The sequence below is a fragment of the Dermacoccus sp. Ellin185 genome (assembly GCF_000152185.1).
Lineage (GTDB): Bacteria > Actinomycetota > Actinomycetes > Actinomycetales > Dermatophilaceae > Dermacoccus > Dermacoccus nishinomiyaensis.
In genome coordinates this window covers 1-11,745 of sequence record NZ_AEIQ01000043.1, presented here as the reverse complement: position 1 = coordinate 11,745, position 11,745 = coordinate 1, and the positions used below count along the sequence as shown (strand labels likewise).

The window sequence follows — 11,745 nt, the reverse complement described above, 5'->3', positions numbered from 1 at the left end:
AAATGGGTGAGTTCGAGCGCTGTGGCGCTCGCTTTCGCCCATTTCGCTCGAACTCGCTGACACGGCGTCAACGAAACAGCCAAGCATGCACGAGCGAACCGAGCACCCAGCTGATGCCGACGAACGCCGCGAAGCCCGCGAAGCCTGAACGTCGCTGATCGGGCGCAGGGGCCGTGGAACGGCCGAACCATCCCTCGCGCATCAGGTACCACACGAGGCCGACGCCCATGGGGCAGCCGAAGATCCAGAACCAGCTCCAACGGGTGCCGAAACGGGGCTGGCGGGTGAACAGCGATCCCAGCGCGATGAGCACGCTGAGCAGCATGACGACCCCGTAGGTCTCGACGGTGCCCGAGCCGTCGGCGTAGCTGATCGTGCCCAGCGGCGTGAGCGCGCGGACCGTCGTGACGCGCGTCGACGCAGCCTGGGTCGCGAGCGATCGGTAGAGGGCGGCCGACGGGCTGGACGCGGGGTCGGGCCAGCCATCCTTGGCGATGCGCCAGCCGGTGACGCTGAAGTCGCGCGTCACGTGCAGCCCCGAACTGTCGCTCCAGGCGATCTGCTGCTCCTGCGTCGACGAGAGCGTGCCCGCGCCGTCGCCGCCGTTCTCGCGCGGGGTCGTGAAGCCCGAATCCTGCCATTCCTGGGACAGGGGGTCGGCGAGGCCCGGCGTGAAGTGACCGCTCGGGCCGTCGTCGGAGGGGCGCTGCACGACGAGCCAGTGCACGTCGTCGTGCCGCTGCAGGGCGTTCGCCGCGTCGGCCACACTGCCGGAACGCATCGGCGAGGCGAGGATGCTGACGGCCCACACTGCCCAGAGGATGACAGCGACGCCCATCAGCCACGTCGCCGTGCCACTGCGCCCGGGCGCGGACGGTCGTCGGCCTGTGGTTTCGGCAGGGGCAGGTGGTACAGGCGTCGAGCCTTCGGAGAGGGCGCCCGCCTCGGACGTTTGCATGTTCGTCAGTATCGACGGCTCGAGTGCGTCCGAGCTGGGGCGTGGATCTCGGTCAGGTCACGGTTCGCACGCCCATCCTCGAGATCGAGCGATACGGGAGAGTCCGAGCGCTGTGGTGCTCGGATTCGCCCACATCGCTCGATCTCACGGATGCGTCATGGGGCGGGGCGTCAGGGAGGTGGGGCGGCGAGCGTCACAGCGGTTCGACGACGAGTGCCAGGCGCTCGCCGTCGAGCGTCGCGAGCACGACCGTCAGGGCGTTCCAGCCCTTGAGCTTGAGCGAGCGGCGCAGCGCGTCGGCGTCGACGTCCACGTCGCGTTTCTTGATCGTGAGGCGCCCGACGGCGCGCTCGCGCAGGTAGGCGCGCAGCGTCTTCTCGTGCAGCGGCACGGAGTCGAGCACGCGGTAGGCGCGCCCCAGCAGCCCGATGTCGACGAGCGCATCGGCCGTGACGTAGCCGTAGCCGGGCGTGAACTCGTGGCCGCCCGTGGCGTCGAGCAGCGCCCCGACGAGGCCGCTGCGCGTCAACGCCTTGTCGGCCTCGTAGAAGTACGGTCCGAGTGACGCGCGGCTTGCGGGCGCGGCGTCGATGCCGTCGAAGTCGGCCTCGATGACGTGCAGGACGTCGGGCGGGACGCGATCGCCGGACGACCTCGAGTCGCCCGGCCGGGGACGCACGATCGTCGCAGTTCTGCCGACGTCACGGACGGCGGCGCCCCACCACACGCTCGCCTCCACGACGTCGCCGGCGTAGGAGACGAACTCGACCTCACAACCGCTCGGCACGTCGTGATGGGCCAGGCTCGGCGAGAGCTTGGCGCCTGCCGCGGGGGCGGCAGCCGCGACGTGCTGGATCAGCTCCCAGGTCGGCGTCAGCGCCGCGAGGGAGAACGTGCGCTTCGTGCGCCCGCGGATGTCGGCGACGCCGGGCGTGCGGCGTGCCGGGTCGAACCACCGGGCGGCCCCGGGTTGGTCCAGCGAAGCCGCGACATCCTCGACCCGCCCCGTGACGACGCGACTGCCGGGAAACGACGCGAGGTTCTGGGCGGCCAGAGCCGCGGTTTCCGGATCCGCTTCGACGCCGATGACGTCGAGCCCGGCCTGTGCGAATCCGACGGCGTCGGAACCGATTCCGCAGCCACCGTCGATGACGAGGCTCGCCCCGGCGTCGAGGAACCGCTGCGCGTGCAGACGGGCGATGGGTGCGCGCGTGGCCTGTTCGAGGGCGTCGGGGGTGAAGAACATCGACGCCGCCGCATCACCGAACTTGTCGACGGCCCTGGCCCGCAGCCGGGACTGGGTGAGCGCAGCGGCGACGAGTTCGGGGGAGTGCCCTGCGGCGCGCAGCCGCGTCGTCAGCATGACGACGTTCTTCTCCTCGTAGGGCGGGAGCGAGGCGAGCAGCGCGCGTCCGTCGTCGGTGAACAACTCGTGCACGACGCTCGCATCCATGGCCGCCATTGTGTCATCGGGGGCCCTCGGAGCAGCCCCCGATGCGCTGTGGGCGAACATCGGAAACGAGTTGGCACTCGGCTTGACCGAGTGCCAACGGCGTTACTAGATTCGGTTCCAGCACTCACCCCTGGGTAGTGCCAGTGAGCTCATCCCTCGACCCCCGCGACGGCGAGGCGATATCGGCCCACATGCATGCCACACCGCCACCGGTGGGTGGTGTGGCCAGGGAACGAAAGCATCCGTCCCGCCCGAGAAGATCGGGCGGTCTGCGAAAGGGAAGGTCCTACCGTGTCGGTCAACATCAAGCCGCTCGAAGACCGCATCGTCGTCAAGGCCGTCGAGGCCGAGCAGACCACGGCCTCCGGCCTCGTCATCCCGGACACCGCCAAGGAGAAGCCGCAGGAGGGCGAGGTCATCGCCGTCGGCCCCGGTCGCATCGACGACCACGGCAACCGCGTTCCGGTCGACGTCGCCGTCGGCGACAAGGTCATCTACTCGAAGTACGGCGGCACCGAGGTCAAGTTCGCCGGTACCGAGTACCTCATCCTCTCCGCTCGCGACGTGCTCGCGGTCGTCTCCTGACGATCCGTCGAGCCAGCAGGTGACGACGAGCCCGGCTCAGGTCTGACGGCCGGGCCGGGCTCGTCCTTTCCGCTCACTCGCATTCCACACTCTTCCGCTTCGCGCGCCACGCGCCGCGCGGAGCCTTCGAACGAAAGGTTGAACCATGGCCAAGACGCTTGAATTCAACGACGACGCCCGCAAGTCCCTCGAGCGCGGTGTCGACGCGCTCGCCAACGCCGTCAAGGTGACGCTCGGCCCCAAGGGCCGCAACGTCGTCATCGACAAGGCGTGGGGCGCCCCCACGATCACGAACGACGGTGTGACGATCGCCCGCGAGGTCGAGCTCGAGGACCCGTACGAGAACCTCGGTGCGCAGCTCGCCAAGGAGGTCGCCACCAAGACGAACGACGTCGCCGGTGACGGTACGACGACCGCGACGGTTCTCGCCCAGGCGCTCGTCAAGGAGGGCCTGCGCAACGTCGCTGCGGGCGCTGCTCCGTCCGGCCTGAAGCGCGGCATCGACAAGGCCGTCACGGCCATCAACGACCAGCTGCTCGCCAACGCGCGCCCCGTCGACGGTCAGGACGACTACGCCAAGGTCGCCTCGCTGTCCGCTCAGGACGCGACGATCGGTGGCCTCATCGGTGAAGCGTTCGCGAAGGTCGGCAAGGACGGCGTCATCACCGTCGAGGAGTCCTCGACCGCCGAGACGAAGCTCGAGTACACCGAGGGCATGCAGTTCGACAAGGGCTACCTCTCGCCGTACTTCGTCACCGACCCCGAGCGCATGGAGGCCGTCCTCGAGGACGCCTACATCCTCATCAACCAGGGCAAGATCTCGGCCATCGCCGACCTGCTGCCCGTCCTCGAGAAGGTCGTGCAGTCCGGCAAGCCGCTGCTCATCATCGCCGAGGACATCGAGGGCGAGGCCCTCTCCACGCTCGTCGTCAACAAGATCCGCGGCACGTTCAACGTCGTCGCCGTCAAGGCCCCCGGCTTCGGCGACCGCCGCAAGGCGATGCTGCAGGACATCGCGATCCTCACCGGTGGCCAGGTCATCGCCGAGGAGGTCGGTCTCAAGCTCGAGAACGCCGACCTCGACTCGCTCGGCCAGGCACGCCGCATCCAGGTGACGAAGGACAACACGACGATCATCGACGGCGCCGGCGCCGCTGATGACGTCGCAGGCCGCGTCAAGGAGCTCAAGTCCGAGATCGAGCGCACCGACTCCGACTGGGACCGCGAGAAGCTCCAGGAGCGCCTCGCCAAGCTCGCCGGCGGCGTCTGCGTCATCGCCGTCGGTGCGCACACCGAGGTCGAGATGAAGGAGAAGAAGCATCGCATCGAGGACGCCATCGCGGCCACGCGTGCGGCCATCGAAGAGGGCATCGTCGCGGGTGGTGGTTCGGCCGTCATCCACGCGTCGTCCGCTCTCGACTCGCTCTCGCTCGAGGGTGACGAGGCGACGGGTGCCACGCTCGTCGGCAAGGCCATCGCCGAGCCGCTGCGCTGGATCGCCGAGAACGCCGGCCTCGAGGGCTACGTCGCCGTCTCCAAGGTGCGCGAACTGCCCGTCGGCCAGGGCCTCGACGCCGCGACCGGCGAGTACATCGACCTCGTCGACGCCGGCATCATCGACCCCGTCAAGGTGACCCGCTCCGCGCTCACCAACGCCGCCTCCATCGCCTCGATGGTGCTCACGACCGACACCCTCGTCGTCGAGAAGAAGGAAGAGGAAGAGGCCCCGGCCGCCGGCGGCCACGGCCACAGCCACTGATCCTTCCCAAAGCTTCGTCTTCCGGCGGGGGTCTGAGCGGGGCGCATGCGTCCCGCTCAGACCCCGGCTCGGCGCGACGAAGCTTTGGGCGTGACAGACGAATCCCGCCCCGTCCCACACTTCGCAAGCTCAGTGTGGGACGGGGCGGGATTCGTCTGTCACGGGTCCATGTCGCGCCGGGGTGTGGAGCGGGCGTCAGTTCGTGACGCGCACGCACTCGTCTTCGAGGCACACGACGCTGCCGACCTTGATCTGCGCGCTACGACGCGTGTCGACCTCGCCGTCCACAGTCACGAGACCCTCCGTGATGACGACGCGCGCCTCCGCACCGTCCTCCACGAGATTCGCGAGCTTGAGCAACTGACCGAGCTTGATCGACTCGTCACGGATCTGAACATCGGCGTGTGCGCTCATGACGCACTCCTTTCTGAGACTGCCCCCATTGTCCCATCGCGAGCGGCGCTGAGGTGGCGCCGCGGCCCCACCTTCGTTAGCGTGGACCGTCGATCTACGGCCCCACACACCGTCAGAGCGCGACAGGCAGTACCGTCGGATCGGAATACTGAAGCGCGACCGCCCGCCCAGAAACGAGCAGGCGGAAGCCCGTCCGACAGCACGCAGCAGCCCCTTGGAGAGGCCCGCATGACGAGCGAGACCGGATACTCCTCACCCGAGGCCGAATGGCCCCGGGTGAGTTCCGCGCGCCGCCATGTAACGCTCACGACCCCAACAGCGATGGAGGAAGTGAACGGGGAAGCCTCGTCCATCGCCGCGCTGGTCTCAGCAGCGCGATCCGGTGATGACGCGGCACGGGAGACACTTCTCGACGACGTGCACCAACGTGCACTTCGCTATGCCTCGGCAAGGTTGGGGGCCTTCAGTGGCTCCCGCGAACTCGCAGCGGATGCGGCTCAGGAGGTGTGCGTGGCTGTGCTCAAGGCTCTGCCCCGCTACGTCGAGCGCGGTGTCCCCTTCGAAGCGTTCGTGTATTCGATCTGCTCGCGCAAGGTCGCCGACGTCCAGCGCGGCGCCTTCCGCTCCGCCGTGCCGACGGACGAGGTGCCCGACACGATTGACCCCGGCCTCACCCCCGAGGACGCGGCGCTCAACCTCGATACCGCGCGACGGCTGTCCGTGCTCATGGAGAAATTGACGCCGCAGCAGCGCGAGATCCTGACGCTGCGCGTCGCCGTCGGCCTCAGCGCCGAGGAGACGGGCGCGAGCCTCGCCATGTCGCCGGGCGCCGTCCGCGTCGCTCAGCACCGTGCGCTCGCGCGACTGCGCACCCTGCACGAGACCTCGGGGGAGGAGCTTCGATGACACCGCCCGCCACCCGCTTCGACGTCGAGGCCAACCTGCGTGACATCGCCGAGGACGACGCCCTGCTCGACGCTCTCGGAGCCCGCTCCGTCGTCGAGTCGCCGTGCTCACGCGGCACGACGGTTCCCCCCTCGGAGGCGCGCTGCGTCTCCGCCCTGCGCCCCGCCCGGTTGCGGCCCGTTGTCGAGCCCCCGGCCCCCGAAGGTGACGACGACCTGGAGCGCAGCCCCGGCGAGCAGGCATTGAGCGACCTGTTCACCGCCTGGACACGTGAGATCGACGCGACCTGCGAGGCCGTGACGCAGCCGTCGCGTGCCGAGGTGACGAGCCGGCGCGCGGCACACAACAAGGACGTGTCGGCCCACCCCGTCATCGACACCAACACCACAGCTTCGCGCGAGAACGAGTTCGCCGGCGGTGGCCGCTACCTCGCGACCGGACGACCTACCTCGAAGCGCCGTACGCGGCGTGCTTGGAGTGGACGTGCCAGTCTCACGGCCGTCTCCGCCGGCGCCGTCGTCGCGCTGTCCAGCGTCGCCGCTGCCGTCAACGGCGGAAGCCTGTCGACCGTTCTCGCGCCGCTGCACCTCGACTGGAGCAACGCGCGCGCCGTCGCCGAACCAGACGTCCCCCGAGTGCAGGCCACGGCCGTTCCCACCCCGACGACACTGCCCGGACCGGTGGCCGCCGCGCCGAGTGCACCGGCGCGATCGAGTGCGCACGGTGGACCGAGTCGGGGCCAGAGTGCCGGTCGTGAGGCAGCCCGACCCGAAACCGGCCCGCAATCGGGCGCCGAGCGTTCGGGTGAGGTCTCAGTCGCCGGTTCGATGATTCCGGAGCAGGTTCCCTCGAGCGTGGCGATGACGACGACGCGCGGCGACGCGCCGCACCGCACGACGCCCGGAACGCGCGGCCAGCGCTCGCCCCAGTCGACGACGCAGCCCCCGTCGACGGGTTCGGCGTCCAGCTCGCGGCCCAGCACGTCGCGTCCGACGGGCTCGTCCGGATCGACCTTGCCCGGTTCGCCCTCGAGCACGTCCAAGCCGAGCAGCTCGAGCACATCCAAGCCGAGCAGTTCGCGTCCGTCGCCGTCGCACTCGCAGCCCACGTCGCCGACCAGCCCGACGACGCCTTCGTCCGGCACTGCGACGCCGACGAGTCCGGCCACGCCGCCTACCACGCCATCGGCGTCGAGCATGCCGACGCCCTCCGACACGGTTTCGGACCCGGGCGCCGCGCAGACGAGCGTCGGCGCCACCGCGACGGGAAGCCCGTCGGCCGAATCCGACTGACGGTAGCTGCGGCGCGGTTCGTCATTGAGCCCGGTTGCTGGCTCGCACAGACCGGAGCTGCGGCGGGCTCGTCGTGCAGCCACCTGTGCCGTCGTCACGCGCGGTGAGGGCAGGGGCCGGAGTGTCCTAGACTTGATGAATGGCTTTCGGTTCTGACAATGTCACTGACGTTCCTCCGAAGTTCGCGACGCTGGGCCTCACCTATGACGACGTTCTGCTGCTGCCCGGCGAGACCGACGTCATCCCGTCCGAGGTCGACACGACGGCGCAGCTGACGCGCGAGATCACCCTCAACATTCCGCTCGTTTCGGCGGCGATGGACACCGTCACCGAAGCGCGCATGGCGATTGCCATGGCGCGCGAGGGTGGCATGGGTGTACTGCACCGCAACCTGTCGATCGAGGATCAGGCCTACCAGGTCGACCTGGTCAAGCGCACGCAGACGGGCCGCATCACGAACCCCGTGACGATCGGCCCCGACAAGACGCTCGAAGAGCTCGACGCGATCTGCGGCCAGTACCGCGTCTCCGGGCTGCCGGTCGTCGTCGAGGACGACACGCTCGTCGGCATGATCACCAACCGCGACCTGCGCTTCACGCCGGTCGCGGAGTGGGCGACGACGAAGGTGCGCGACGTCATGACGCCGCAGCCGCTCGTCACCGCTCCAGTCGACATCTCGAACGACGACGCGACGGCGATCCTGCGTCAGCACAAGCGTGAGCGCCTGCCGCTCGTCGACGACGACGGGCGTCTCGTCGCGCTCATCACCGTGAAGGACTTCGTGAAGTCCGAGCAGTTTCCGAACGCCTCGAAGGACGCCGAAGGCCGCCTGCTCGTCGGCGCCGCCGTCGGCTACTTCGGTGAGGCCTGGCAGCGCGCGACGACGCTCATCGAAGCGGGCGTCGACGTGCTCGTCGTCGACACCGCGCACGGCCACGCCAAGCTGTTGCTCGACATGATCCGCAAGCTCAAGGCCGACCCCATGACGAAGCATGTGCAGATCGTCGGCGGAAACGTCGCGACCCGCGCAGGCGCGCAGGCACTCGTCGACGCTGGCGTCGACGCCGTCAAGGTCGGTGTCGGCCCCGGCTCCATCTGCACGACGCGCATCGTCGCCGGCGTCGGCGTCCCGCAGGTCAGCGCCGTCTACGAAGCCGCGCAGGCCTGCCAGCCCGCCGGCGTGCCCGTCATCGCCGACGGCGGCCTGCAGTACTCCGGCGACATCGCGAAGGCCCTCGTCGCAGGCGCCTCCACCGTCATGGTCGGCTCTCTGCTCGCGGGCACCGAAGAATCACCCGGCGAAGTCGTCCTCATCAACGGCAAGCAGTTCAAGGCCTACCGCGGCATGGGCTCACTCGGAGCGATGAGCTCACGCGGCAAGAAGTCCTATTCCAAGGACCGCTACTTCCAGGCCGACGTCATCAGCGACGACCAACTCGTCCCCGAAGGCATCGAAGGCCGCGTCTCCTACAAGGGCCCCGTCAGCAACGCCGTCCGCCAACTCGTCGGCGGCCTGCACCAGTCGATGTTCTACGTCGGCGGCTCGACGATCCCCGAACTGCAGAAGCGCGGCCAATTCGTGCGCATCACCTCCGCCGGGCTCAAAGAAAGTCACCCCCACGACGTCCAAGGCATCGTCGAAGCGCCGAATTACTCCATTCGCTGACTTGTGCCGTCCGGATCCGGGAGCGGCAACGTCATGCGCCACGAAGGCGACCCCGGTCACTCGCAAGCTCGCGACGGGGTCGCCTTCGTGCGTCTGCGTCGTCGGGTGCTGCGGTCGTGGGAGGGTTCGGCCACCGCTTGCGGAGTTCGGGGCCTCGCTGACGTCCGTGTCGGTCGTGGTGCGGTCGTGGGAGGGAGCGGCTGGTACGGGTGGCCACGGACGTCGCCCGAAAACGCCTCATGGATGACGCCATTCCGGGCAACGATCAGTTCAGCTGGCCTCGCTGGTGCGCGTTGGATGGAGTCACCGGTGAAGCACCTCGGATCAGTCACGAAGCCTCTTCGTCGCGACGACGCCCACATCAGGACGCGCGGGCAGAACTGCCTCGAGCGCACAGAGGTATGAGTCGCCCCAGGTGACGCGGGTGATGCTGGTCGTGCGGTAGGCCAGAGGCTCCTCGCGCCAAGCGGCATCGGCATCGACCTCGTGCATCCACGTCCAACGCTTGTCGATCAGAACCGGGACGCCCACCCACATGGCGTCCTCGAGCTTCCGCTCGCGTTCGATCGCGATGAGCCGACCCCGCGTCGGCGCCGATTCCAGGAGACCCCTCGTCGAGTCCAGATCGAGATGGAGCGGCGACTCAGGCCAGTCGGTCCGCGTCTTGGCGAACGCGTCCTCGAAGCCTGCGCGTCTGCGCACCGCGATCACGTCCTTCAGACGAATAGCGGTGAACCCGTCGGGGTACCCGCCGTCGCGCGCGTTCGCGATGAGAGCCCACTTCTTGCCGACGGCGCTCACGTAGCCCCAAACGGTTTCAGAAGAGCGAGGGTTGCGATGGACGTCCACGAGGCTGCGATCGATACGGACCTTGTCGAGCTTCTTCGCGGCATCCATGCGAAGAGCGTAGCCACGCCGAGGAAGACACTGCAGGTTTTCATCATCGAGGACCGGTGATACTCATGACCCGTGCGCTTCATCACCAAGTACCTCGACGGATACGTCCTCGCCCTGCTCGGAATGGTCGCCCTGGCGTGCCTGCTGCCGGCACGCGGCGGTGCCGTCGCGCCCGTCGAATGGGCGACGAACATCGCCATCGGGCTGCTGTTCTTCCTCTACGGCGCGCGCCTCTCGACCGAGGAGACGAAAGAGGGCTTCCGCCACTGGCGCCTCCACCTGCTCGTCCTCGCGTTCACGTTCGTCGCGTTCCCACTGCTGGGCCTCGTCATCCGGCCCATCGCTGACACGTTCCTGCCCCACACCCTCAGCCTCGGACTGCTGTACCTGACGCTGCTGCCGTCGACCGTGCAGTCGTCCGTCACGTTCACCTCACTCGCGCGCGGCAACGTCGCCGCGTCGATCTGCGCCGCCTCGTTCTCCAACATGCTCGGCGTCGTGCTCACGCCCCTGCTCGTCATCGGTGTCATGGGCGGGCAGGCCGCGTTCAGCCTCGACTCGGCGGAGAAACTCGTCGTCCAACTGCTGCTGCCGTTCATCCTCGGCCAGTTCTGCCACAAGCGCCTCGGCGGCTTCCTCGCCGAACACAAGCAGGGCCTGACGTACCTCGACCGCGGCGGCATCATGCTCGTCGTCTACTCCGCATTCAGCGCGGGCATGCGCGAACACATATGGAGTCACGTCACCGTGTGGCAGGTCGTGGCGCTGCTTCTCATCTGCGCTGTGCTGCTCGCCGTCGTCATGGTCGGCTCGTACGTGACGGCGCGCCGCCTCGGCTTCTCGCGGGCCGACCAGGTCGCCATCGTGTTCTGCGGATCGAAGAAGTCGATGGCGTCCGGCTTGCCGATGGCGACGGTGCTGTTCCCCTCCGGCGTCGGACTGCTCGTGCTGCCCCTCATGATGTTCCACCAGCTGCAACTCATCGTCTGCGCGCAGGTCGCGCGCCAGTGGCCCGACGAACCCGCCCCCGGGCGGGCGCCGGAAGACGGCGCGAGGGAATAGGATCGACGCGTGACTGAGATCGAGATCGGCAAGGGCAAGCGCGGTCGCCGCGCGTATTCACTCGACGACATCGCGATCGTCCCGTCGCGCCGCACGCGCGACCCGCGGGAGGTGTCGACGTCGTGGCAGATCGACGCCTACCACTTCGAGCTGCCCGTCATGGCCGCGCCGATGGACTCGCTCATGTCGCCCGCGACGGCCATCGCGTTCGGCAAGCTCGGCGGCCTGCCGATGCTCGACCTCGAGGGCCTGTGGACGCGCTACGAGGAGCCCGAGAAGCAGCTCGCGCAGATCGCGACGTGCAGCCCTGACGAGGCCACCGCCCGCATGCGCGAGATCTACGCCGAGCCCATCAAGCCCGAACTCATCACCGCACGCCTCAAGGAGATCCGTGACGCGGGCGTCACCGTCGCCGGCGCCCTGACACCGCAGCGCACGCAGGAGCACTGGCGCACCGTCGTCGCGGCGGGCGTCGACCTGTTCGTCATCCGCGGCACGACCGTCTCGGCCGAGCACGTCTCCGGCGCGTCCGAACCGCTCAACCTCAAGCGCTTCATCTACGAGCTCGACGTCCCCGTCATCGTCGGCGGCGCGGGCACCTACACCGCTGCGCTGCACCTCATGCGCACCGGCGCGGCCGGCGTCCTCGTCGGCTTCGGCGGCGGCGCCGCGCACACGACGCGCCGCACGCTCGGCATCCACGCGCCCATGGCGACGGCGATCTCCGACGTCGCGGCGGCGCGCCGCGACCAC

The 11,745-nt window shown here is 68.9% G+C and carries 11 protein-coding genes; 7 read left to right on the top strand and 4 right to left on the bottom strand.

The genetic code is table 11. The annotated features are described in order from the left end of the window. Positions 1-67: 67 nt before the first annotated feature. Together HMPREF0321_RS03090 and HMPREF0321_RS03085 are read right to left on the bottom strand one after the other, a co-directional pair. The gene (locus HMPREF0321_RS03090) at positions 68-838 is read right to left on the bottom strand and encodes a hypothetical protein (protein ID WP_006944111.1); all 771 of its coding nucleotides are present in this window, start codon (positions 836-838) and stop codon (positions 68-70) included. 313 nt (positions 839-1,151) lie between these two features. After that, positions 1,152-2,411, bottom strand: coding sequence for a class I SAM-dependent methyltransferase (locus HMPREF0321_RS03085; protein WP_006944100.1), 1,260 nt, complete (start codon positions 2,409-2,411; stop codon positions 1,152-1,154). Positions 2,412-2,702: 291 nt separating this feature from the next. Between HMPREF0321_RS03085 and groES the strand changes: the two genes are divergently transcribed. Beyond that, complete coding sequence (gene groES / locus HMPREF0321_RS03080; RefSeq protein WP_006944132.1) at positions 2,703-2,996, top strand: co-chaperone GroES; 294 nt, start codon at positions 2,703-2,705, stop codon at positions 2,994-2,996. A 145-nt stretch (positions 2,997-3,141) separates the two neighbouring features. Continuing rightward, positions 3,142-4,755, top strand: coding sequence for a chaperonin GroEL (groL, locus tag HMPREF0321_RS03075; RefSeq protein ID WP_006944135.1), 1,614 nt, complete (start codon positions 3,142-3,144; stop codon positions 4,753-4,755). A 195-nt stretch (positions 4,756-4,950) separates the two neighbouring features. Here the strand turns inward: groL and HMPREF0321_RS03070 are convergent, their stop codons facing one another. Further along, positions 4,951-5,169 (bottom strand): RNA-binding S4 domain-containing protein, encoded by a 219-nt coding sequence (locus HMPREF0321_RS03070; RefSeq protein WP_006944081.1) that lies wholly within the window; start codon positions 5,167-5,169, stop codon positions 4,951-4,953. A gap of 228 nt (positions 5,170-5,397) precedes the next feature. Between HMPREF0321_RS03070 and shbA the strand changes: the two genes are divergently transcribed. The 3 genes from shbA (at position 5,398) to guaB (ending at position 9,033) form a co-directional block, all read left to right on the top strand. Further along, positions 5,398-6,075, top strand: coding sequence for an RNA polymerase sigma factor ShbA (gene shbA / locus HMPREF0321_RS03065; protein WP_006944091.1), 678 nt, complete (start codon positions 5,398-5,400; stop codon positions 6,073-6,075). Then, positions 6,072-7,367: a hypothetical protein gene (locus HMPREF0321_RS03060; RefSeq protein ID WP_006944072.1), complete on the top strand. Its 1,296-nt coding sequence runs from the start codon at positions 6,072-6,074 to the stop codon at positions 7,365-7,367. The genes shbA and HMPREF0321_RS03060 overlap by 4 nt, the downstream gene beginning before the upstream one ends. A 139-nt stretch (positions 7,368-7,506) precedes the next feature. Beyond that, positions 7,507-9,033: an IMP dehydrogenase gene (gene guaB / locus HMPREF0321_RS03055; protein WP_006944074.1), complete on the top strand. Its 1,527-nt coding sequence runs from the start codon at positions 7,507-7,509 to the stop codon at positions 9,031-9,033. A 324-nt stretch (positions 9,034-9,357) separates the two neighbouring features. Here the strand turns inward: guaB and HMPREF0321_RS03050 are convergent, their stop codons facing one another. Continuing rightward, positions 9,358-9,930: a hypothetical protein gene (locus HMPREF0321_RS03050; RefSeq protein WP_006944069.1), complete on the bottom strand. Its 573-nt coding sequence runs from the start codon at positions 9,928-9,930 to the stop codon at positions 9,358-9,360. 72 nt (positions 9,931-10,002) lie between these two features. Here HMPREF0321_RS03050 and HMPREF0321_RS03045 point away from each other — a divergent pair, with 72 nt between their 5' ends. Together HMPREF0321_RS03045 and HMPREF0321_RS03040 are read left to right on the top strand one after the other, a co-directional pair. Continuing rightward, positions 10,003-10,992: a bile acid:sodium symporter family protein gene (locus HMPREF0321_RS03045; RefSeq protein WP_006944076.1), complete on the top strand. Its 990-nt coding sequence runs from the start codon at positions 10,003-10,005 to the stop codon at positions 10,990-10,992. Between the two features lie 9 nt (positions 10,993-11,001). Continuing rightward, on the top strand, positions 11,002-11,745 hold a 744-nt coding region (locus HMPREF0321_RS03040), incomplete at its 3' end, for a GuaB3 family IMP dehydrogenase-related protein (protein ID WP_006944128.1).

What these genes read in the sequence shown, in the direction of transcription:
- HMPREF0321_RS03090 (WP_006944111.1), bottom strand. Translation starts at nt 838, where the DNA reads ATGGGCGTCGCTGTCATCCTCTGGGCAGTGTGGGCCGTCAGCATCCTC.
- HMPREF0321_RS03085 (WP_006944100.1), bottom strand. Translation starts at nt 2,411, where the DNA reads ATGGATGCGAGCGTCGTGCACGAGTTGTTCACCGACGACGGACGCGCG.
- groL (WP_006944135.1), top strand. Translation starts at nt 3,142, where the DNA reads ATGGCCAAGACGCTTGAATTCAACGACGACGCCCGCAAGTCCCTCGAG.
- HMPREF0321_RS03070 (WP_006944081.1), bottom strand. Translation starts at nt 5,169, where the DNA reads ATGAGCGCACACGCCGATGTTCAGATCCGTGACGAGTCGATCAAGCTC.
- shbA (WP_006944091.1), top strand. Translation starts at nt 5,398, where the DNA reads ATGACGAGCGAGACCGGATACTCCTCACCCGAGGCCGAATGGCCCCGG.
- HMPREF0321_RS03060 (WP_006944072.1), top strand. Translation starts at nt 6,072, where the DNA reads ATGACACCGCCCGCCACCCGCTTCGACGTCGAGGCCAACCTGCGTGAC.
- guaB (WP_006944074.1), top strand. Translation starts at nt 7,507, where the DNA reads ATGGCTTTCGGTTCTGACAATGTCACTGACGTTCCTCCGAAGTTCGCG.
- HMPREF0321_RS03050 (WP_006944069.1), bottom strand. Translation starts at nt 9,930, where the DNA reads ATGGATGCCGCGAAGAAGCTCGACAAGGTCCGTATCGATCGCAGCCTC.